We start from the raw sequence: 21,990 nt of genomic DNA, 5'->3' as shown, positions 1-21,990 counted from the left end.
CAGCTGTTACGGCCCCCGGAAGTGCTGCCGGGAGGGCCTGCGACCACTTCGATAGGGGGGCAATTCGCAAGATATGGGGGTGTCGTTGCGTCACTCGCGTTTGCGATGGATGCGAAGCAGTACCAAAACGCTGGCCGAAGGAGTTCACAGCAAGGTGATTCCAATTCTGCGTTAGCTTATTATTTCGCGGGTTCAGTAAGTGCATTTAATGTACTGTTCGCTGGACATGCTGCATTATTCACGAGCGCTCTCATAGGAACACTAGGTATTGCTATCACCTTAGGCTTGATAGCCTACGGCCTAGCCGCACTGGCAAAAAAAATGGAGTCTACCCTTCTTGAGTTATGGGCTCGCCAAAGCAGATGGGGTTTACCTGTAGACCGACGTCATTGGACTAAGCAAGATCATATCGACGAAGCGATCGGCGCGTTAAATGCTGCGGTGCTCGGAGTTGATGCCAGCGCAAAAATCAACATTACGTTTCAAAACACAAACACTATCCGAACCAGAACATCTATCGGTTCCATCTTTCACGCCGATGCAGCGGTGCCTGCCGGTTTCACATTAGATTACAACCTCACCCTACCTAATTTTGACCCCAAGGTGTCGCGGTACAGTTGGCAACTGACAGTCTTTACTTCCACTGCGGGCGGTGCCATCACATTAATTTCAGCGAACGATTCCGACGCAACCCCACGCCTGATTGCGAACACAACAACAAAGGATATTTTTCCGAGCGAAGTGAATGAGCCGCCAACTATAAAGCTAAGTGGCGACACGCTTAGAATTAACGGCTCCATTCTTCTATTCGATGACCACATCATCAACGCCATCGAAATCACACTGACTTACTGGCCGGACGCAGATGACGAGAACGGGTACGCACAAGTCACTAGCCGAGAAGACAAGATAAGTAAGGTAAGGCAGTTATGAACACGCCACTGCTGAACCCACCCTGCCCTGGCTGGCAGGAAGATTTACCGCCCCCCTTTACACCCCCTCTAATTGCAGCAAGCCTTGGCAAGCACAACCCAAACCATCAAGACGATATATACTTGGAAATCCCGCGAAGCCAACTTCGAGCTCGTGGAATATTATTGCTCCTTTCATTATTTCCAGCAGGAGTGGTTCTAGCGTCACCCTGGTTGATTTTAGATAGCATCAAACTCGGAATGCCTTGGTTTACTTTGCTGGGCATCGGAATCTTACTGTTAGGTATATCGACCACAACGCTTGGCATCCGCACCGACACCGCTTTACCACGCGACGAACCGATAAGGTTCAACCGCGCGCGTCAAAAAATATATGCCTACAACTTCCGGTGCCAATGGTGGAAGCCATTTGGAAAATGGCAAGTCGTCCCAGTGTCCTACGACTGGAGCCAAGTCCGCGCCGAACGCTGGTGGCAACACGGCGGCTCCATCTTCCAATGGGGCGTGATGCTCTCCATCGTCGAACCCGGCACCCACAATGTGATCGACCGCTTCAACTTGACGTTCATGGGCGCCGACGCACACGCCTGGGCCTATGTCTGCACTTACATGCAAAAGGGGCCCTCCGCTCTTCCAGCACCCGGCCCACCGAAAGATCACAACGACGTCCTCTGGTGCGAATTCGCGCTACGTCTGGCCCCAAAAGTCGAGTGGCCTGCAGACATGGACCGGGAGTCCAGGTCTGCGCCTTCCGCAATCGAGGCAGGATGGCGGCCCTTTTGCTAGGCCTGGCGCCGCTCGCGCGGCGCATCGCGAGCAAGGCTCGCTCCTACGGGAGGGTCGCCAGGGGGCGTGTGGCATCGGCACGCGTTTAAATTCTCCGGCGCTTGCCAAGGCTCGGGATGGTGGTCTGCGCAATCTCTACCTTCACCTGCTCACGGCTGGTACTCGCCGCCAATCCGGCCAAGGTCGGCTGGCTGAACAAGGTCCGCGCATCCACATGCAACCCCGCCTGACGCATGCGCGCCACCAGGCTCACCGCCAGCAACGAATGCCCACCCAGTTCGAAGAAGTTGTCTTCACGCCCAACCTGCTCGATCTTCAGCACCTCCGTCCAGATCTCGGCCAGCGCGCGCTCCAGGTCGCCCTGCGGCGCCTGGTAGACGCGACTGATCACCGACTCGGCACCCGGCTCGGGCAACGCCTGGCGATCGAGCTTGCCGTTCGGGCTCAGCGGCCAGTGCGCCAGGGTCACGAACGCCTGGGGCACCATGTACTCCGGCATGCGCGCCAGCACGTGGCTGCGCAGCGTTTCCAGTGCCGGTGCCGGACAACCTTCACGGCAAGTGAAATAGGCCACCAGGCGCTCTTCGCGCATCAACACCACGCTTTGCCCGATGGCCGGATGTGCCACAAGCGCCGCCTCGATCTCGCCCAGTTCGACCCGCAGCCCCCGCAACTTGACCTGGAAGTCGTTACGGCCGAGAAACTCCAGCTCACCGTCCTGGCGGTACCGCACCAGGTCACCCGTGCGATACAGCCGGTCGCCCTCGACAAAGGGACTGGCGATGAAGCGTTCGGCCTGCAACACCGGCAACCCCAGATACCCCCGCGCGACACCGACACCGCCAATGTGCAACTGCCCCACGGCACACAGTGGCACCGGGCGGTCATGGGCATCGAGCACGTACAGCCGCGTATTGGCGATCGGCCGACCGATCGGTGGCGCCTGTTCGGGCAGCGGCTCATCGGGCTGCAAGGTCCAGGCGGTGCTGTCGACCGTGGCCTCGGTGGGCCCGTAGACGTTGTGCACGCGCACCCTGGGCAGGCGCTGGCGAACAGCCTGGAGCAAGGCCAGGGTCAGCTCGCCACCCCCGCAGAAGATATCGGTCAGGCTGGTGCAGTGGACCACGCCCGGCACTTCGAGAAATGCATGCAGCAGCGCTGGCACGAACTTGACCGTGCTCACCCGGTGATCCTGGATCAGTTGCACGAGATACGCCGGATCGCGGTGCCCGTCGGGACGCGCCAACACCAGGCGCAGGCCGGCGGTGAGTGGCCAGAACAGCTCCCACACCGAACCGTCGAAACTGAACGGCGCCCGCTGCAGCAAGGCATCGCCCGGTTGCGGCGGGCAGAGCGTCGAGCCCCAGTGCATCAGGTTGCACAGGCCACGGTGCTCGATCATCACGCCTTTTGGGGTGCCGGTGGAGCCGGAGGTATACATCACGTAGGCCAGTTGCGAGGGGCCCAGGCCTGCCACCTGCGGGTTTTCCGTGCCGTTCGCCTGCCAGTCACCGCAATCGAGGTCGAGCAGCGGCGCGTTCATGCCATCGAACAGGCCCCGCGTGGCGCCATGGCTGAGGACCACCCTCGGCGTGCTGTCGGCCAGCATGAAGCGCAGGCGCTCGGCCGGATAACCGGGGTCGAGGGGTACATAGGCAGCGCCGGCCTTGAGCGTCCCGAGCAGCGCGATCATCATCGCCACGCCCCGCTCGACACAGATCGCCACCCGCGCACCGGGGCCGACGCCCAGGCCGATCAGATGGTGGGCCAGGCGGTTGGCCTGGGCATTGAGTGTGTAGTAATCGAGGCTGGCGTCCTGCGCCTGCAAGGCGATTGCCAGCGGCGTACGCTGCACCTGGGCTTCGAACAGTGCAGGCAATGTGCTGGCCAATGGGCTTTGCGAGTCTTCGGTCTGGTTGAAGGTAAGCAGCAGGCGCTGCGATTCGTCGGCCGGCAGGCTGCACAGCGCGGTCAACTCGATATCCGCCCCTTCGGCGAACTGGCCCAAGGTCGTCAGCAGGTAGGCCAACACCCGCGCCGCGCCGATCGCACGCGGCGCGCGCAGGCCCAATTGCAGGGTATCGCCCTGATCGTCGACGCTCAGCACCAGGCCATGGCTCAGCACCTCGCTGGCCTCGAGCAAGGTCACGCCCGGCAGCACCTCGCCCTGGGGCAAGCTGCCCTGGCGGAAGTTGATCAGGCTATGGAACAGCGGTGTGGCGGCGGGCAGGCCACTGCAGCGCTGGGCCAGCAGCAGCGGCGCGTCTTCGTGGCCCAGCAAGGCGGCAAGGCGCTTGTGGGTCTCGGCCAGCGCATCAGCCACGGTGAGCCCGGCCAGATCGATGCGCAGCGGCAGGCTGTTGATGAACATGCCCATGGCCCGGTCGGCGCCCTTGCCGGCCATGGCCCGGCCCAGCAGCACCGTGCCCAGCACCACCTCGTCGCGGCCGGACAGGCTGCCAAGCACTTGGGCCCAGGCCAGGTGCAGCAGGCTGGCGAGGCTCGCGCCCTGTTGCCGGGCCAGGCGTCGCAGCCGCGCGCTCAACCGGCTGTCGAGCACCACGGTGTGGCTGTGCAGGTCGCGTTCGTCGACCACGGTGCCACCCAGCCCAGGGATCGGCGCAGGCGCTTCGACCCCGGCGAATTGCGCGCGGAAGAAGGCCTCATGGCGGGCCTGGCGTCCGGCGTCGCTGCTCAGCGCCACATAATCCCGATACGCCACCGGCGCGGGCAACTGCTCGCCACGCCCTTGCATGAAGGCCTGCAACTCGCCCAGCAATACTTGCAGCGAGACCGCGTCATTGACCAGGTGATGGAAACGCAGCAGGCCCAGCCAACGACCCTCAGGGGCGTCTTCGGCAGTGACCAGCGCCATCATCGGTGCCCGGCGCAGGTCCAGCGGCTCGCGTTGCGGGTCATAGGCCTTGCACAGCTGCGCGGCCAGACCGTTCCTGGGTGAGCGTGCGGCCCACTGCTCGACGAGCAGCGTGGCGTGGCGCCAGACCACCTGATGGGGCTGCGCCAGCCCTTCCCAGGCCAGGCTGGTACGCAAGATGTCGTGACGGTCGATCACCTGCTGCAAGGCATCGGTGAAAGCCTGCAGTTGCCTGCGACAGCTGAAGGCGAACAATACCCTTTGCTGGTAAGGGTCCTGGGCATCGGTCACATGGTGGTACAGCAACCCTTGCTGCAAAGGTGCCAGCGGGTAGATTTCCTGCACGTTGGCGGCACCGCCCGGTACCGTTGCGACGATCTGGTCGATTGCCGCCTGGTCAAGCTCGGTGAGCGGCAGCATCTGCGGCGTGATGCGCTGGCAGCCCGGCACCACGCCATTGGCTGGGACCTGCGCTGCGTCGCCGACTATCACGGCGGCTGCCAGGCTGGCCAGGGTCGACTGGCCGAACAGCACCTGAACGTCGGCCTGCAGGCCCTGCTGGCGCATGCGCTCGATCAGTTGCACGGCCAGCAGCGAGTGGCCGCCCAGTTCGAAGAAGTGGTCTTGGCGCCCTACCCGTTCGACCTGCAGCAGTTCCGCCCAGAGCGCTGCCAGGCGCTGTTCGGTCTCGCCCTGCGGCGCCTCATGTTGCTGGCGCACCTTGGCCGTTGCGTCTGCGGCCGGCAAGGCGCGGCGGTCGAGCTTGCCGTTGGCCGTGAGCGGCCAGCCGGCCAGCCTGATGTAGGCAGCCGGGAGCAAGGCGCTGGGCAGGCGCTCGCGCAGGTGTTCGTGCAGCGCGCGCGGCGTCAGTTCGGCGGCGCCGATGTACCAGGCCTGCAACTGCTGGTCGCGCAGCAGCACCAGCGACTCGCGCACGCCGACATGGCTGCACAAGGCCGCCTCGATTTCGGCAAGTTCCACCCGCACGCCGCGGATCTTCACCTGGTCGTCGTTGCGCCCCAGGTATTCCAGGGTGCCGTCGGCGAGCCAGCGCACCAGGTCGCCGCTGCGGTACATGCGCGCGCCGGGTATCTGGCTGAACGGGTCATCGAGAAAGCGCTCGGCAGTCAGTTCCGGACGTTTCAGATAACCACGGGCCACACCGCTGCCGCCGATGTACAGCTCGCCAACGGCGCCGATCGGCAGCAGTTGCCGCTGTTCGTCCAGCACGTACAGCCGGGTGTTGGCGACCGGCCCACCGATATGCAGCGGCTGGCCGGCCTGTACCTCGCCGGAGGTGGCGACCACCGTGGCTTCGGTGGGGCCGTAGTTGTTGATCACCCGATAGCGCCGCTCACGGGCCAGGCGGCGCAAGCGGTCGCCGCCGATCAGCAGGGTCTTGAGGGTCGGGTGCAACTCGCCCTGGGCAAAGGCATGCTCGGCCACCGGCGTGGGCAGGAAACTCACGTCCAGCGGCTGGGCACGCCACCAGCGCAACAGGGCGTCGATGTCCTCGCCACCGTCATGTACCGGCGCCAGGTGCAGGGTCGCGCCGCTGCACAGGGCTGGCCAGATTTCCCAGGCCATGGCGTCGAAACCGAACCCGGCCAGGCTCGACTGCTGGCGCCCCGGGCCGAGGTCGAAGGCTTCGCAGTGCCAGTCGACCAGGTTGGCCAGCATCCGGTGCTCGACCATCACGCCCTTGGGCAGGCCGGTGGAACCGGAAGTGTAGATGACGTAGGCCAGGTTGTGCGGGGCGACCTCGACCACGGCGCTGCCCGCCCCGTGCCAGTCCAGGCGGTCCAGCTCCAGCTGCGGCAGCCCGTGGGCTGGCAGGCGCGCGCTCAACCGGGAAAGCGTCAGCACGGCGACCGGCGCGCTGTCTTCAAGCAGGTAGGCCAGGCGTTCCGGCGGGTGCGCCGGGTCGATCGGCACATAGGCGGCACCGGCCTTGAGCACCGCCAGCAGGCCGACCAAGGTGCTCAAGCCGCGCTGGGCGACCACCGCGACACGTTGCTCGGGGCCCGCGCCCAGGCCGACCAGGCGCTGGGCCAGCAGGTTGGCGCGACGGTCCAGTTCGCCATAGCTGAGGCGTTCGCCGGCATGCAGTGCAGCCAGCGCTTCGGGATGCAGCCTGGCCTGGGCCTCGACCCGTCGGTGGATCCGTTGCTCGCCTCGCGCCGGCGCAAGGGCGGCGCGGTTCCATTGCTGCAACCGGGCGTGTTCGCCAGCCGTTGCCAGGTCGAAGGCGGCAATGCCCAGGCCGGGGTTTTCCAGGCCTTGCTGCAACACATGCAGGAGGCGTTCGGCCAACGCGGCGACTTCGGCCTCGCTGAACCAGGCCAGGCTGTGCACCAGGTGCAGCCAGGCCTTGCCGCTGTTCGGGTTGCTGCGCAGGTGCAGGCTCAGGGGCGTGGGTTCATGGCGGTTGCAGACCATCACCGTATGGCCGCAGGCGTCATCGAAGCGCAGCGCATTGCTGTCCTCTTCGTAGGACACCATCAGCTCGAACAGTTGCGGCCGCGCCTCGCGCAGGGCGCCAAGCGTGCGGTTCAGCTCGCTGAGGGCGAAGCGCTGGTGGCGGAAGTCGCGCTTGAGCGCGTCGCCGATGCCACGCACCAGTTCGGCGAAGGACAGGCTGCGGGCAAAGTCCATGTGCAGGGCACTGACCTGGGTGAACAACCCCAGGGTCGACTTGAAACGTGCGTTGGCGCGGTTGCGCACCGGCAACCCGACCACCCACGCGTCGCGCTGCCAGGTGCGCGTACAGCACACATGCAGGGCCGCCAGCAGCACGTGGTAGGCCGAGGCCTGCAGCTCGCGCCCCAGATCGTGCATGCGCGCCAGCAGTCTGGTGTCGAATGGCAGGTCGAGCACCGCGCTCGGCTCGCCAGCGGTCGCACTCCCCCGTTCACGCGGTGCCAGCAAGGCATCGGGCAGTTGCCGATACTGGGCCAGCCAGTAATCGCGGTCGCGGCCATGGCGGGAGGAACCCTGGTACTGGGCGTCGTCCTCGATGAAGGCGCGGTAGCCCGGTGCCGCATCAGGCAAAGGCAGCCCCTGGCCCAGGCAGCCATAGTAGTCGGCAATCTGCTTGAACCACAGGTCGACACCCCAGCCGTCCAGCACCAGGTGATGGGCCTGCAGGGCCAGCAGGTAGCGTTGCTCACCCAGGCGGAGCAACTGCGTCCCCCACAAAGCGCCACCGTCCAGGGCAAAGGTTTCTTGCATCCGCGCCTTGATCATGGCCTGGGCCGTTGCCAAGGGGGCCGCTTCATGACGCAGGTCATGCTCGCTCAATGCGACGTCCAGCGTGTCGGCGAAGTATTGCCGCGGCACACCGCCGCCGCCATCGACCGCCACCAGCACCGTACGCAACCCTTCGTGCAGCGCGATCAGGTGCGCAAGCGCCTGGCGCATCCGCGCCACATCCACCGCGCCGTCGATTTCCACATAGGCGCCAATGTTGTAGAGCGGCGAATCGCCGTGGCTGATCTGGTCCAGCCAGATATCGCGCTGGGCAACGGTCAGGGCAAAGGTTTCGACGGCAGGCATGGCAGGTGAGGTCCTTCTGAGCTTGATCCTCCGCGGATTCAAGCACCGCCGCCCGACCCTGTATGGCCCGTTAAACCCGGACAACCGCGCTGCGCATCAATAGCTGCTGAAAAATCTGTAGGAAATCCACCATAGATGGGTGCCCGAGATGGCGTACCTCGGTACCACTCAGTCGAGAAATGACGCGATCCGTCAGGGTAATGACGTCAAAGACTGACCATCGACCGCTGTCGAGGCTGAGGCGCGCTCAACAAGCCCGACTTACCAGGTAGGAATCGATGGCATTTTCTGTCCCGGTTTTCCATTACAGACGCGCCACTGCAAGCGGGCTTGAATAGCGCCACCCCTTATCCGCCCATCGGAGGACTCGACCGCGAGACCACCCGCCGTAACGCTTTGAATCAAGGAAGACAGGATATGAAGCTGACCGACAGCCTCGCACACCGACCCGACCCTCAGCTGTACCTGCAACTGGGCGAACTGGTCGCCAGCACCGGCGCTCAAGGGTTTGCCGAGCAGATGTGGCGCCTGGTCGATGCCCTGATGCCGATCCACAGGCTCGACCTCAGCGAATGGACACTCGACCCGCGCCTGGCCTGCGTCAGCCGCATCCGCGTGCTCGGCAGCGCCGGCCTGGCGCAGCCGTTACCGGCCAATGACAACCTGCGCCATCCCCTGTTGCAAAGCATCATGCAGATGGATGACCCACTGCTGATCGAATTCAAGGCGCCGCTGGACGCCCAGCAGCCTCACCAGTGCCACCTGGTGTCCTGCAGCGGCGACCGGCGTTGGCTGATCTGCTTCCATCGGTTGCCCGAGCAACGGGCATTTTCGCTGGCCGAACTGTCGCAGCTCAAGAGCCTGTCCGACACCCTGCTGCCGTTGGTCGAACACCATGGCCAGCTGCTGGGTCAAGGGCTCACGCGGCGCTTCGGCTCGCCCCTGGCGGACCCAGAAGCCGGCACCTTGCGCCAGTCGTTCGGCGAGCGCCTGGCGCAGGAGGAGGTGCGGCTGTCCACCCGCGAGCAGGAAGTGTGCCTGGGCCTGCTGACCGGTGGCACCGTGCCGGAGATGGCGGTGAAGCTGAACGTGAAGAACAGTTCGATCGAAACCTACCTCAAGCGCGCCACCGCCAAGCTGGGCGTCAGTGGCCGCCACGGCCTGGCCAAATGGATGGCTGGCGCCTGACTGCACGAGACTGCGAAATGCCGCGACATGCCCTTACCCTGTGCGCCGTGCTGTTGTGCGGCTGTACCCTCGCCCCCGATTACCAGCGCCCCGCCGCGCCGGTACCCGGCCAGTTTCCGCAGGGCCCGGCCTATCAGGGGGATAGCCATGCACACCAAGGCGCGCAGGACTGGCGTCAGGTGTTTCAGGACCCGCTGCTGCGCCAACTGATCGACAGCGCCCTGCTCAACAACCGCGACCTGCGCACGGCGGCGCTGAACGTCGAGGGCTACCGCGCCCAGTACCGCATCCAGCGCGCCGATCTGTGGCCGAAGGTATCGGCCGATGCCCAGGGCAAGCGCCAATACCTGCCACGCAGCATGACCGGCACGGGGGACGGCGTGATCTCCTCGACCTACGCCGCGACCCTGGGCGTCAGCGCCTACGAGCTGGATCTGTTCGGCAGGCTGCGCAGCCTCAGCGACCAGGCGTTGCTGACCTACCTGGGCAGCGAAGCAGCCCGGCGCAGCACCCAGCTGAGCCTGGTGGCCAGCGTCGCCAGCGCCTACCTGACCTGGCGCGCCGACCAGGAACTGCTGGTGCTGGCGCAGGAAACCCTGGCCTCCGACGAACGCAGCCTGCGCCTGACCCGCGGCCAGCGTCGCGCCGGCACGGTCTCGGCGCTGGACCAGATCCAGGCGCAGACCAGCGTCGACAGCACCCGGGCGGCGGTGGCGCGCTACAAGCGCCAAGTGGCCCAGGACCTCAACCAACTGACCCTGCTGGTGGGCGCGCCGGTGGCCGATGACCTGGCCGCGCTGCCCCTGGCCGCCGAGCAGATCGCCGGGCTGCCGGCGGGATTGCCTTCGGACCTGCTGCGCCGCCGTCCGGACATCGCCCAGGCCGAATACCAGTTGCGTGCGGCCAATGCCAACATCGGCGCGGCACGGGCGGCGTTCTTCCCGAGCATCAGCCTGACGGCCAATGCCGGCAGCACCAGCCCCGAACTGAGCGGTCTGTTCGATGCCGGCAGCGGTACCTGGCTGTTCCAGCCGCAGATCAGCCTGCCGATCTTCACCGCCGGCAGCCTGCGGGCGAGCCTGGACTACGCGAGGCTGCAGCAGGACATCGAGGTGGCGCAATACGAGAAGGCCATCCAGGCCGCCTTCCAGGAGGTGGCCGACGGGCTCGCGGCGCGGGCGACCTATCAGCGCCAGTTGCAGGCCCAGGGCGATCTGGTGGCGTCGAGCCAGCGGTACTACGACCTGGCCGAGCACCGTTACCGGATCGGCGTGGACAGCAGCCTGACCTTTCTCGATGCGCAGCGTTCGCTGTTCACCGCGCAGCAGGGGTTGATCAGCGACCGGCTGGCCCAGCTGGTGGCGGAGGTGAACCTGTACGCGGCGTTGGGTGGAGGGTGGCAGGAGACCGGGGAACCCGGCGGGGACGCACATCAGGCTGGGCCCGCTCCTGCAGCCATTACCGTGGGAATGGGCGGCAAAGCGGGTCTAGACTGAACAGACCAGATCACATGGCATGGACCGGGGGGCTGCCACACGTGGAGGTGTGCGATGAGCCAGTTCAAGCGTCTGTTCGTCATGCTCGGCCCGCAGATGCGCCATACCCCGGCGCTGCAGCGCGCGGCGGCGCTGGCCGAGTCCAGTGGAGCCCTGCTGGATATCAACGTGTTGGTCGACGATGTCGACACCTTTGGCCTGATGAGCGATGGCCACGAGCGCGAGCGGCTGCTCGCTGACAACCGCCAGTGGCTCGCCGACGCAGCCGAGCAGCTGGGCAACGCCGGGCTGGATGTGTCGACCGAACTGTTGCTGACCCGCACGCCGCTGGGCAGCGCCCTCGAACGCATCGAGCAACTGGGCTGCGACCTGCTGGTCAAGGATGTGCAGCACGAACCGGTGCTCAAGCGCCTGCTGGTCACGCCGCTGGACTGGCAGCTGCTCAAGGAAAGCCCGGTGGCGGTGCACCTGGTCAGCGATATCCGCCTGCCGCTGCCCCGGCAGATCGCTGCAGCGGTGGACCTCAACTGCGTCGGTGTCGGCGAGCACCTGGACGACCCGGTGATCCATTGCGCCCATGCCCTGGCCTTGCAATGCAACGCCGAGCTGCATTTGCTGCACGTGTGTGACGCGGCCAGGACCCACATCGCCGACTTCGGCGCCGGCACGGTGACCATGCCGGGTTTCGAGGGCAGCGTGCGCACGGCCCAGCGGGCGGCGTTCAACCGGCTTGGCGACCACCACCAGATCCCCCTGGAACGGCGCCATTTCGTCGAGGGCGCGGCAGTGCGGGCGATTGCCCAGTTCGTCAGCCATAGCCGCATGGACGTGATAGTCATGGGCAACCACCGGCATGATGCGATGCAGACATTCCTGGGCGGGACCACGGCGCATGTACTGGAGCATCCGCTCTGCAACGTGCTGGCGATCAAGGCGGTTCGCTAACCTGGGCGGGCCTCTTCGCGGGTAAACCCGTTCCCACAGGGATCTTGTGCAGCTCCTGCAGGAGCGGGTTTACCCGCGAACAGGCCGGCACTGTCGACCTCTTGGTATCTGGTACACCAGTACCGCTTAAAAAGAATGCATTTGATAATAATTCGTAGTAACTTCGCAACGTTCCGCCACCCTCTCCTTCAGCACCCCATTCCAGGACCGTACCGTCGATGCGTCGCACATTCGTCTCGCTTTGTGTGCTTCATGCTGTCTCCCCGCTGGCCTTCGCCGAGCCGGAATCGCCCAGCGACCCGGCCCGGATCGAACTCCAGGCCCTGAACATCAACGGCAGCGCCGACAGCGAGCGCGCCGATGGCCCGGTCGAGGGCTACAAGGCCAACCGTTCGGCCAGCGCCACGCGCACCGACACTGCCCTGCACGAGACCCCGCAGTCGGTCAGCGTGGTGCCCAAGGATGTGCTCGAGGACACTGGCGCCACGCGCCTGCAGGACGGCCTGGACTATGCCGGCGGGGTTGGCCGTGCCAACAACTTCGGCGGCCAGGGCCTGACCACCTTCACCGTGCGCGGCTTCACCACCGGCGAGTTCTACCGCAACGGCTTCCCGATCAACCGCGGCTACCCCAACGCCCCCGACGCCAATACCGTCGAGCGCCTGGAAGTGATCCGCGGCCCGGCCACCAGCCTGTACGGCCGTGGCGACCCCGGCGGCACCTTCAACGTGGTCAGCAAGCAGCCGCTGAGCGAGCCCAAGGTCACCCTCGGCAGCCAGTTCGACGACCAGGGCATGCACCGCGCCACCCTCGACGCCACCGGGCCGCTCAACAGCGACGGCTCGCTGGCCTATCGCCTGAACGTGCTGGGTGAAGGCGGCGACAGCTTCCGCGATGATGTCGAAAGCGAGCGCTACGACGTCGCACCCGTGATCAGCTGGCAGGTCAACGACGCCACGAAGGTCATCTTCGAGGGCGACTTCATGCGCAACAACCACCCGCTCGACCGTGGCCTGACCCGCCTGCCCGGCCAGCGCGGCAGCGCCTCGCGCGACACCAACATCTGGGAAAAAGGCAGCGACAACCTGCTGCACAACGACAACGACATGGCCCAGCTGCGTTTCGAGCACCAGCTCAACGACGACTGGACCCTGGGCGGCGGCATGCAATGGCTTGACGGCACGCTCAAGGGCAACGCCGTGGAAGCCAACGGCCTGCAGGCCGACGGCCGCACCCTGGGGCGCAACTTCAACTACCGCAAGCTGGAGTGGACCGACCGCGACTACCAGCTCAACCTCACCGGCCACTTCGACACCGGCGGTTTCGCCCACACCCTGCTGACCGGCATCGAGTACGAAGACTACGACTACAACTCGATCATCCAGCGCTCGGCTGCCGGCAACGCTGCCTACCCGATCGACCTCTTCGACCCGGTACTTGGCCAGGCGCGCCCTGCCCTGACCCGTACCACCACCCACGACAAGGAAAACCTCAAGACCTGGGCAGCCTTCGTCCAGGACCAGGTGGCCCTCACCGAGCGCCTGAAGGTCCTGGCCGGTGTGCGCTTCGAGCGTTTCGAGCATGACTACGACAACAAGCTCAACAATGCCGGCGACTTCAACAAGGGCGAGAATGGCGTGACCCCGCGCTTTGGCCTGCTCTACGACCTGACCGACACCGTGGCCGTGTACGCCAACACCGCCCGTTCGTTCAAGCCCAACAGCGGCGCCAGCCTGCAAGGTAGCGGCTTCGACCCGGAAAAAGGCAAGTCATACGAACTGGGTGTGAAGTGGGAGGCGCTCGACCGCCAGCTGAGCATCGACGCGGCGATCTACCACATCGTCAAGGAAAACGTGCTGACCCGCGATCCGAACGACCCGACCGGCACCTACAGCGTGGCGGCGGGCGAAGTCCGCAGCCGTGGCCTGGACATCAACATTGCCGGTAACCTGACCCCGCAATGGCGGATGATCGGTGGCTATGCCTATGTCGATGCCGAGGTGACCAAGGACAACACCCTGCCCACTGGCACGCGCCTGGCGAACATCCCGCGCAGCAGCTTCAGCCTGCTGAACACCTACGAGTTCCAGGACGGGCTGGCCAAGGGGCTGGGCCTGGGAGTTGGCGTGAAGTATGTGGATGACCGCGCCGGGCAGACCGCGGCGAGCACCTACACCATGGAGCGCTACAGCGTGGTCGACCTGCTCAGTTACTACAAGGTCAACGAGCATGTGCGCTTGAACCTGGACGTGAAGAACCTGTTCAACAAGGGGTATGACGAGGGCGCGTTCAACACCTACGTGTATCCGGGGGCGCCTCGGACGGTGCAGGCTGGGGTTTCCTATACCTTCTGAATGGGCGGGGCCGCTTGGCGGCCCAATCGCGACCAAGGGTCGCTCCTGTGGGGGAGCGAGCCTTGGTCGCGATTGGGCTGCAGGGCAGCCCTCGAATCCTCAGAAGCCCTTGCTGTAGAACAGCGAGTACGACTCGATACCGTCGTTCGGCTGCTTGATGCCGGCGTTGGAGTAGTGGATCGCCCGGATCCCGACCTTCTGCTCACCCGGCAGCTTCAGACCGAAGCCGATGCGGTCCTCGAAGTTGAACGATGAGCCGAGGCGCTGGTCACCCACCTCGGTCTTGGAGAACGCCGCGATGCCGATGCCGGCCTCGAGGTACGGGGTGTAGGTGAAGCCGCTGAACTCATAGGTAAACACCGGGCTGAAGGACAGCGAGTGGGCGCCGCTGGCGTCGCCGCCTTCCCAATAGGTGTAACCGGCATCCCAGTAGCCGCTGAGGAAACCGGTACTGCTTTCCAGCCATTTCTTGTCCCAGTCGAACGACATGCCGATACGGTAGGTCATGTCGCCTTGGCTGGTGGCACCCACGGCACCGGAAATCTGCGCAGCCTGGGCCAGGTCGGTCCCGGTGCAGGCCAGCACGATAGCGGCCAGCGAAGCAGCTAGACGGGTTTTCATCAATGACTTCTCCTGATGGTCAACACCGGCATGCCATCGCACCAGAGCGATGGCGTGCCGGTAAGTGGGGGCTCGGGCCCCTCGATTTTTACGGGTGACCAGTACATCCATCTGGTCACAAGACGTAATACTTTTCTGATTATTGTCCAGAAAATCAGAAAGATGAAAGTTAATTGCCACTAATGGCCAATTTCCCCTGCACAGGCCCAGCTGTCGCTCAGCCCGCTCGACGCTCTTCGAGAAGCTTCACGAACATGCTCAGGCTGCGTGACACGGTGCCCCGGCGCCACACCAGCCAGGTCTTGAGGTAGCGGAAGTCTTCCTGCATGGGCCAGGCGCTGACCGTGCTGCAACCGGGCATGTTGTCGAGCATGCTGCGCGGCAGCATGGCCAGGCCGGCGCCGGCGCTGACACAGGCAAGCATGCCGTGGTACGACTCCATCTCGTGGATCTTGCCCGGCACCGCCTGGTCCTGGACGAACCAGTTCTCGAAGTGGTGGCGGTACGAGCAGTTGGCGCGGAAGGCGTAGATGCTCGCGCCGTTGACGTCCTGGGCACGGGTCACCGGGGCATGGTTGAGCGGCGAGATGACCACCATCTCTTCCTCGAACACCGGCATGCCTTCGAGCGTCGGGTGCAGCAGCGGGCCATCGACGAACGCAGCGACCAGGCGCCCGGACAGCACGCCTTCGAGCATGGTGCCCGATGGGCCGGTCGAGAGGTCCAGGTCGACCTTGGGATAGCGCTGGTTGTAGGCCGCGAGCAGGGCCGGGATACGCACCGCCGCGGTACTTTCCAGCGAGCCCAGGGCGAAGGTGCCCTGGGGGTCCTCACCTGCCACGGTCAGCCGCGCCTCGTGCACCAGGTCGAGAATGCGCCGGGTGTACTCGAGAAAGTTCCAGCCAGCAGGCGACAGGCGCAGGCGGCTTTTCTCACGGATGAACAACTCGACGCCAAGGTCTTCCTCCAACTGCTTGATCCGCGTGGTCAGGTTCGACGGTACCCGGTGGATGTGCTGGGCGGCAGCACTGATGCTGCCCTGCTCGGCCACGGCCTTGAAGATTTCCAGTTGCACCAGGTCCACAGTCATTCTCCAAACGTGAATGTTTCGCTCATTATTATTCAGTTTTCAATAAACCCATAGCCCACTAGTCTGGCGTCACTGATGAACAACAACGAGAGTGCCTTGCCATGAGTGCGATCAGCAGCCTGACCCACGCCATCTCCCTCGACCCGCACAGCGGCGAGCAGATCGGCGCCTACCCGTTCGACACCGACGCCGCACTGGAAGCGGCGCTGCAACGCGCCAAGGTCGGCTACCGCCAGTGGCGCCAGGTGTCGCTGGGTCAGCGCAGCGAGTACCTGCTCGCCCTGGCCAGCACCCTCGAAACCAAGGCCGAAGCCTTCGCCCAGATGATCAGCCGGGAGATCGGCAAGCCGATCAGCCAGGCCCGTGGCGAAGTCGCCAAGTGCGTCGGCCTGTGCCGCTGGTATGCCGAGCACGGCCCGGCGATGCTCGCGGCCGAACCGACCCAGGTCGAGAAAGCGCGCATCGAATACCGCCCGCTGGGCCCGATCCTCGCGGTCATGCCGTGGAACTTCCCGATCTGGCAAGTACTGCGCGGCGCCGTGCCGGCCATCCTCGCCGGCAACACCTATGTGCTCAAGCACGCCCCGAACGTGATGGGCAGCGCCTACCTGATGGGCGAACTGTTCAAGGACGCCGGCCTGCCTGAAGGCGTGTTCGAGGTACTGAACGTGACGCCGGACGGCGTCACCCGCGCCATCAACGACCCACGCATCGCCGCCGTGACCCTGACCGGCAGCGTGCGCGCCGGCATGGCCATCGGCGCGCAGGCCGGCGCCGCGCTGAAGAAGTGTGTGCTCGAACTGGGCGGTTCCGACCCGTTCATCGTGCTCGCCGACGCTGACCTGGACGCTGCCGTGCAAGCGGCCGTGATCGGCCGCTACCAGAACACCGGGCAGGTCTGCGCCGCGGCCAAGCGCCTGATCATCGAAGAAAGCATCGTCGAGGCCTTCACGCACAAGTTCGTCGAAGCCACACGCAAGCTGAAGGTCGGCAACCCGCTGGAAGACGACACCTACATCGGCCCGATGGCCCGTTACGACCTGCGCGACGAGCTCGATGGCCAGGTCCAGGCGACCCTCGCCGAAGGCGCTACCTTGCTGCTCGGGGGCAACAAGATCGACGGCGTGGGCAACTTCTATGCACCGACCGTATTCGCCAACGTCACCCCTGAAATGACTGCCTTCAAGCAGGAACTGTTCGGCCCGGTGGCGGCGATCATCACTGCCCGCGACGCCGACCACGCGGTGGAACTGGCCAACGACAGCGAGTTCGGCCTGGCGTCGACCATCTATACCGCCGACTACGCGCTGGCCGAACGCATGACCGCAGGGCTGGATACCGGCGGCGTGTTCATCAACGGTTACTGCGCGTCCGATCCCCGCGTGGCGTTCGGTGGCGTGAAGAAGAGCGGTTTCGGGCGCGAGCTGTCGCACTTTGGCGTGCGCGAGTTCACCAATGCCCAGACGGTTTGGCTGGATCGTAATTGATCTGATGCCTCTGGGGCCGCGCTGCGGCCCTTTCGCGAGCAACGCTCGCTCCTACGGGCGAACGCGAATCCCTGTAGGAGCGAGCGTTGCTCGCGATGGGCTGCAAAGCAGCCCCAGCACTCTCAGCCCCGGACCTGGTCCTTGACCCAGTCCAGCATCCCCCCCGGCACGATCAGCTCATGCCGCGCCCGCGAACAGGCGGTATACAGCCCCGCCAGCATCCGCGCCCGCTCGTTGCGGTTGCCCGCCGAACTCGGCGCCACCATCAGCTCAGGCGACACCATCACCCGGGCAAACTCCATGTTCTTCACATCCCGCACCCGCCCCAGGAACAGCTTGGGCGCCTTGTCCCAGCGATAACGGCTCTTGGCCTTGGCGAAGTGCTCCGGCGTGTAGCCCTTGCGCAGCATGCCGGCCACGGCGGCAAAGGCCTTGTCGTCGCCCTTGTCCTGCTCCAGCGCCTGCCAGTTGGGGTAGCGGAACAGCATCGGATGGCGAGCACGGGTGCCATGGCGATACAACTCGATGCAGTCCTCGACGAACAGCTCGAAATCCTTGCGCGCGCTTTTCAGCAGCACGAATGGCACGCCCTGGTGGGTAAGACGCTGGAACCAGCCGAACAAGCCCCACTCGTCGTCGACGATCAGCGCGGTCGGCTGCTCGGGCACCGTGACGCTGTCGAAGAAGCTGACCCGTGTGTAATGCTCGGCACTGCCGCTGAAGGCGGCCTGGATCGCCGCCGGGTGCGCCTGGATCAGCGGGTTGAGCACGCTGTCCATGGCCGGCCCGGCGCGCAGGGAATGGTCGATGCAGCGTTGGCGGATGAAGCTGCCGTGGTGCGGGCTGAGGCCATTGAGGTTCTGCAGCTCGTCGCCCAGGGCGATGACCGACTGCGGGCTGCGGTCGAGCACGGCGAGCATCGGCGCCGACAGCTCATGGGCTTCGTCGACGATGACGTGGCGGTAATGGCTGTCGATCACCTCGGCGGTCAGCGACAACAGCTTGACCCGATGGTAGTCACGCACCGGCAGCTGGATCTCGCGTGCCGAGGGGCGGGTCAGTTCCTGCCAGTACAAGCGGGCCTTTTCCAGCAGCACCTCCTGGTCCAGTGGGCTTGTCCCCGGCCCGGCCCATGGCAGGTGATGCAGCTGTAGCTGGCTATCGCCGGAGCGGCAGAAGCTGCGTACCGCCTTGACGCACAGGGCCACCACATCGCGCGCGGCCAGCGGCCCGATGTCGGGGATGTTCAGCCAGCGCACCACCTGTGACTCCTGCGGGCGCCAGGACAGCTTGGTGCGATAGGGATCGCGCAGGCGCCAGCCGTTGCTGGTGAGGTCGCGGTTGAGGATCTGGTCGGCCAGTTGGCCGAACGTCAGCGCGGTGTAGGCCGCCGCGTCCTTCACCCGCGCCTGCAAGGCGCGCAGCTGGCCCTCGGTCAGGGCCAGCAGCAAGGTGCGCTGGGGGTCGAGCAGGCGGGCGAACTGGTGGATCAGGAAGGTCTTGCCGGTGCCGGCAAAGCCTTGCACGGCAACCGACTCATCGACACCGCACAGAAACTCGCGCAGCAACCGGTTCTGCTGGTCGCTGAGCATCAGGTCGCTGGCCAGCGACGGCAGGTACACCGGATGCAGCGGCGTCGCGCGCTGGCGGTAACGGTCGGCGAACTGGAAATTCCACTGGCCTTCGTCGTCGAGGAATTCGTCAGCCTGGTACTCGACTTCGGCCGACACCAGGCCGACGCCGTTCTCGCCCAGCATGCCAAGGCCCATGGCGAACGCTTCGCGGTCGAAATGCTGCGCCACCTGCCCCTGGAAACCCCCTGGCGCCGCGTCTTCGACTTGGTTGGCGATGCGCACGATCTCGGCGAAGCGGCGCTCTTGCGCATCCGCCGAAGCACTGGCCGGCTGGCGTGGCAGGTTCTGCACGAACAGCACCGCCGCAGCCTCCAACAGGCTGGCAGCCGGGAACAAGTCAGTGGCGATGGGCAGGCTGGCCAGGCGGTCGGCCTGGTCGCTGGACAAGGGCAGGTAGAACATCGGGACCTCGGGTGGAAACTGCCGGGCACGATAGCAATTTTCTACCGGGAATGCTGGGTTGTCTGTACTGGCCTCTTCGCCGACAAGCCCGCTCCCACAGGTACTGCGCAGCCTTCAGGACCTGTGATATCTCTGTGGGAGCGGGTTTACCCGCGAAGAGGCCGGCACAGGCAATCCGACCCTCAGCCCCTGCCCCGCTTCAAGGTCTCACTCGGAAACTCCTTGAACAGCTGCCGGTAACTCTCTGAAAACCTTCCCAAATGCCAGAACGACCAGCGCATGGCCACCTCGGCCACGGTCACCTCGCCACCGCGCAGCAAGTCTCGCCGCGCACCATTGAGCCGGCGCAGGCGCAGCCAGTGCGCCGGCGGCATCCCGGTAAACGCCTTGAACGCCTGCTGCAACTGGCGCAGCGACACACCGGCCACATCGGCCAACTCCACCAGGTTCAAGGTTTCTTCCGGGCAATCGGCTGCCCATTCGCTGACCCGCTGCATGATCGCCCGCTCCTCGCCGCGTCGCCCCAGCGCCCCGCCCTGCAGGCGCTGGCAGGCGTTGTCGAGGATGAACAGGCAGTCTTCGAGCAACTGCTCGGCCAGCGCCTGCCCCTGCAGCGGGCAGTCGGCCTGGCCGAGACGGGTCAGGGTCGCGCAGAGCCAACTGCCGAACAGCGCATTCTGCCCGCTGCCCAGCGGCACCATGAACAACCCTTCGAGCCGCTGCGGGTCCAGGCCGTGGCGGGCCAGAAACGCCTGGTCGAACACCACCGCCACCTCCTGGTAGTTCTCCGGGGTGATCCAGATGTTGCGACTCTGCTCATTGAGCAGGTACAGGCTGTTCTCGCTCTGGTCGAAGCAGAACGCCAGCGAACCACTCGGCGCGCGGAAAAACTGCTCGACGCGGGTATTGAGCCGCTCCTCGTAGACCTCCACGCCATCGAGCCCCAGGCAGCGCAGGTGGCCGTTGAAATGCCCCGGTGACATCTGCCGGTACTGCTGCTGCCAGCCAGGGGTGGCACGCACTTGCTCGGTCACGTCAAAGGTGTGGAAAGCCTGGACTTGCAGGGCATTGGCGGTGGTCACGAAGGGTCCTATTTGCACTCTTTTGGTGCATTGGTCGCCGGAGAAAGTGGATAGATGGCCGTGCGGGCCTGCGGCCAAGATAGTCGCCAGTGCGTCACCTGGGAAGCGTCCCGATTCGCCTCCCACACAAAAACCCAACCAAGAGGTCTGTATGAACGCCCCCTTCGATCAGCTGTCCACCTGGCTGAAAGAACACCGGATCACCGAAGTCGAATGCGTGATCAGCGACTTGACCGGCATCGCCCGCGGCAAGATCGCGCCGACCGCCAAGTTTCTCCACGAGCGCGGCATGCGCCTGCCAGAGAGCGTATTGCTGCAGACCGTCACCGGCGACTACGTCGACGATGACATCTACTACAGCCTGCTCGATGCCGCCGACATCGACATGGTCTGCCGCCCCGACCCGACGGCGGTGTACCAGATCCCCTGGGCCATCGAACCGACCGCGATCGTGATCCACGACACCTTCGACAAGCAGGGCAACCCCATCGAGCTGTCGCCGCGCAACGTGCTCAAGAAGGTGCTCAAGCTCTACGCCGACAAAGGCTGGCAGCCGATCGTCGCGCCGGAGATGGAGTTCTACCTGACCCAGCGCTGCGAAGACCCGGACCTGCCCCTGCAAGTGCCGCTGGGCCGCTCGGGCCGCGCGGAAAGCGGGCGCCAGTCGTTCTCAATCGACGCCGCCAACGAATTCGACCCGCTGTTCGAAGACGTCTACGACTGGTGCGAACTGCAAGGCCTGGACCTGGACACGCTGATCCACGAAGACGGCCCGGCGCAGATGGAGATCAACTTCCGCCACGGCGACGCGCTGGACCTGGCCGACCAGATCACCGTATTCAAGCGCACGATGCGAGAGGCGGCGCTCAAGCACAACGTCACCGCCACCTTCATGGCCAAGCCGATCACCGACGAGCCGGGCAGCGCCATGCACCTGCACCAGAGCGTGGTCGACATCGCCACCGGCAAGCCGATCTTCGCCAACGACGATGGCAGCATGAGCGAGCTGTTCCTGCACCACATCGGCGGCCTGCAGAAGTTCATCCCCAAGCTGCTGCCGATGTTCGCGCCCAACGTCAACTCGTTCCGCCGCTTCCTGCCCGACACCTCGGCACCGGTGAACGTCGAGTGGGGCGAGGAAAACCGCACTGCGGGCCTGCGCGTGCCGACTTCCAGCCCCGAGGCCATGCGCGTGGAAAACCGCCTGCCGGGCGCCGACGCCAACCCGTACCTGGCGATCGCCGCCAGCCTGCTGTGCGGCTACATCGGCATGGTCGAACGGATCGAGCCCAGCGCGCCGGTGCAGGGCCGCGCCTATGAACGCCGCAACCTGCGCCTGCCGATCACCATCGAGGACGCGCTGCAGCACATGGAAGACTGCGAGACCGTGCAACAGTACCTGGGCCAGCAGTTCGTCCAGGGTTACGTGGCGGTCAAGCGCGCCGAGCACGAGAACTTCAAGCGCGTGATCAGCTCGTGGGAGCGCGAGTTCCTGTTGCTGAGCGTCTGACCTTGCAGGAGCGAGCCTTGCTCGCGATGGGCT

Annotated in this window: 12 protein-coding genes and 1 pseudogene; 8 read left to right on the top strand and 5 right to left on the bottom strand. The window is 65.1% G+C overall.

Features of this window, described 5'->3' with window-relative positions; translation table 11 throughout:
• Both ACIP21_RS28130 and ACIP21_RS28125 read left to right on the top strand, forming a co-directional pair.
• Positions 1–933: pseudogene (locus ACIP21_RS28130) on the top strand (hypothetical protein); the annotation flags it as partial.
• Positions 930–1,718, top strand: a complete 789-nt coding sequence (locus tag ACIP21_RS28125) for a DUF6708 domain-containing protein (protein ID WP_400694789.1) — start codon at positions 930–932, stop codon at positions 1,716–1,718. The pseudogene ACIP21_RS28130 and the gene ACIP21_RS28125, both read left to right, overlap by 4 nt.
• 85 nt (positions 1,719–1,803) lie before the next feature.
• Here the strand turns inward: ACIP21_RS28125 and ACIP21_RS28120 are convergent, their stop codons facing one another.
• A complete protein-coding gene (locus tag ACIP21_RS28120; protein ID WP_400694788.1) occupies positions 1,804–8,148 on the bottom strand; it encodes an amino acid adenylation domain-containing protein in 6,345 nt (2,114 codons plus the stop codon).
• A 417-nt stretch (positions 8,149–8,565) separates the two neighbouring features.
• Between ACIP21_RS28120 and ACIP21_RS28115 the strand changes: the two genes are divergently transcribed.
• The 4 genes from ACIP21_RS28115 to ACIP21_RS28100 all read left to right on the top strand — a co-directional run bounded on the left by ACIP21_RS28115 (position 8,566) and on the right by ACIP21_RS28100 (position 14,131).
• Positions 8,566–9,336 carry a LuxR C-terminal-related transcriptional regulator gene (locus ACIP21_RS28115; protein WP_400694787.1) on the top strand — a complete coding sequence of 257 codons (771 nt, stop codon included), beginning with the start codon at positions 8,566–8,568 and terminating at the stop codon, positions 9,334–9,336.
• Positions 9,337–9,353: 17 nt separating this feature from the next.
• Complete coding sequence (locus ACIP21_RS28110; protein WP_400694785.1) at positions 9,354–10,832, top strand: efflux transporter outer membrane subunit; 1,479 nt, start codon at positions 9,354–9,356, stop codon at positions 10,830–10,832.
• A 54-nt stretch (positions 10,833–10,886) separates the two neighbouring features.
• On the top strand, positions 10,887–11,777 hold the full coding sequence (locus ACIP21_RS28105; protein ID WP_400694784.1) for a universal stress protein: 891 nt from the start codon (positions 10,887–10,889) through the stop codon (positions 11,775–11,777).
• A gap of 218 nt (positions 11,778–11,995) precedes the next feature.
• Positions 11,996–14,131, top strand: a complete 2,136-nt coding sequence (locus tag ACIP21_RS28100; protein ID WP_400694782.1) for a TonB-dependent siderophore receptor — start codon at positions 11,996–11,998, stop codon at positions 14,129–14,131.
• A gap of 99 nt (positions 14,132–14,230) precedes the next feature.
• Here ACIP21_RS28100 and ACIP21_RS28095 read toward each other — a convergent pair whose 3' ends face one another.
• On the bottom strand, positions 14,231–14,752 hold the full coding sequence (locus ACIP21_RS28095) for an acyloxyacyl hydrolase (protein WP_400694780.1): 522 nt from the start codon (positions 14,750–14,752) through the stop codon (positions 14,231–14,233).
• Positions 14,753–14,969: 217 nt separating this feature from the next.
• Positions 14,970–15,836, bottom strand: a complete 867-nt coding sequence (locus tag ACIP21_RS28090; protein ID WP_400694793.1) for a LysR family transcriptional regulator — start codon at positions 15,834–15,836, stop codon at positions 14,970–14,972.
• Between the two features lie 107 nt (positions 15,837–15,943).
• On the opposite strand from ACIP21_RS28090, the gene ACIP21_RS28085 reads away from it, so the two are divergent.
• Positions 15,944–17,329, top strand: a complete 1,386-nt coding sequence (locus ACIP21_RS28085; RefSeq protein WP_400694778.1) for an aldehyde dehydrogenase family protein — start codon at positions 15,944–15,946, stop codon at positions 17,327–17,329.
• A gap of 122 nt (positions 17,330–17,451) precedes the next feature.
• On the opposite strand, the gene ACIP21_RS28080 is transcribed toward ACIP21_RS28085, so the two are convergent.
• On the bottom strand, positions 17,452–19,365 hold the full coding sequence (locus ACIP21_RS28080) for a hypothetical protein (RefSeq protein WP_400694777.1): 1,914 nt from the start codon (positions 19,363–19,365) through the stop codon (positions 17,452–17,454).
• A 182-nt stretch (positions 19,366–19,547) separates the two neighbouring features.
• Positions 19,548–20,447 carry a helix-turn-helix domain-containing protein gene (locus tag ACIP21_RS28075; RefSeq protein WP_400694776.1) on the bottom strand — a complete coding sequence of 300 codons (900 nt, stop codon included), beginning with the start codon at positions 20,445–20,447 and terminating at the stop codon, positions 19,548–19,550.
• A 151-nt stretch (positions 20,448–20,598) separates the two neighbouring features.
• On the opposite strand from ACIP21_RS28075, the gene ACIP21_RS28070 reads away from it, so the two are divergent.
• A complete protein-coding gene (locus tag ACIP21_RS28070; protein ID WP_400694775.1) occupies positions 20,599–21,957 on the top strand; it encodes a glutamine synthetase family protein in 1,359 nt (452 codons plus the stop codon).
• The last annotated feature ends 33 nt before the right edge of the window (positions 21,958–21,990 follow it).

It is taken from the genome of Pseudomonas sp. NPDC089401 (genome assembly GCF_044749485.1).
Taxonomy (GTDB): domain Bacteria; phylum Pseudomonadota; class Gammaproteobacteria; order Pseudomonadales; family Pseudomonadaceae; genus Aquipseudomonas.
Note: the sequence above shows the minus strand (reverse complement) of the source record. Positions and strands in the feature narration are given on the sequence as shown.

Coding starts and splice junctions, on each gene's coding strand:
- ACIP21_RS28080 (WP_400694777.1), bottom strand. CDS start 19,365: ATGTTCTACCTGCCCTTGTCCAGCGACCAGGCCGACCGCCTGGCCAGC.
- ACIP21_RS28100 (WP_400694782.1), top strand. CDS start 11,996: ATGCGTCGCACATTCGTCTCGCTTTGTGTGCTTCATGCTGTCTCCCCG.
- ACIP21_RS28115 (WP_400694787.1), top strand. CDS start 8,566: ATGAAGCTGACCGACAGCCTCGCACACCGACCCGACCCTCAGCTGTAC.
- ACIP21_RS28120 (WP_400694788.1), bottom strand. CDS start 8,148: ATGCCTGCCGTCGAAACCTTTGCCCTGACCGTTGCCCAGCGCGATATC.
- ACIP21_RS28095 (WP_400694780.1), bottom strand. CDS start 14,752: ATGAAAACCCGTCTAGCTGCTTCGCTGGCCGCTATCGTGCTGGCCTGC.
- ACIP21_RS28110 (WP_400694785.1), top strand. CDS start 9,354: ATGCCGCGACATGCCCTTACCCTGTGCGCCGTGCTGTTGTGCGGCTGT.
- ACIP21_RS28105 (WP_400694784.1), top strand. CDS start 10,887: ATGAGCCAGTTCAAGCGTCTGTTCGTCATGCTCGGCCCGCAGATGCGC.
- ACIP21_RS28085 (WP_400694778.1), top strand. CDS start 15,944: ATGAGTGCGATCAGCAGCCTGACCCACGCCATCTCCCTCGACCCGCAC.
- ACIP21_RS28125 (WP_400694789.1), top strand. CDS start 930: ATGAACACGCCACTGCTGAACCCACCCTGCCCTGGCTGGCAGGAAGAT.
- ACIP21_RS28070 (WP_400694775.1), top strand. CDS start 20,599: ATGAACGCCCCCTTCGATCAGCTGTCCACCTGGCTGAAAGAACACCGG.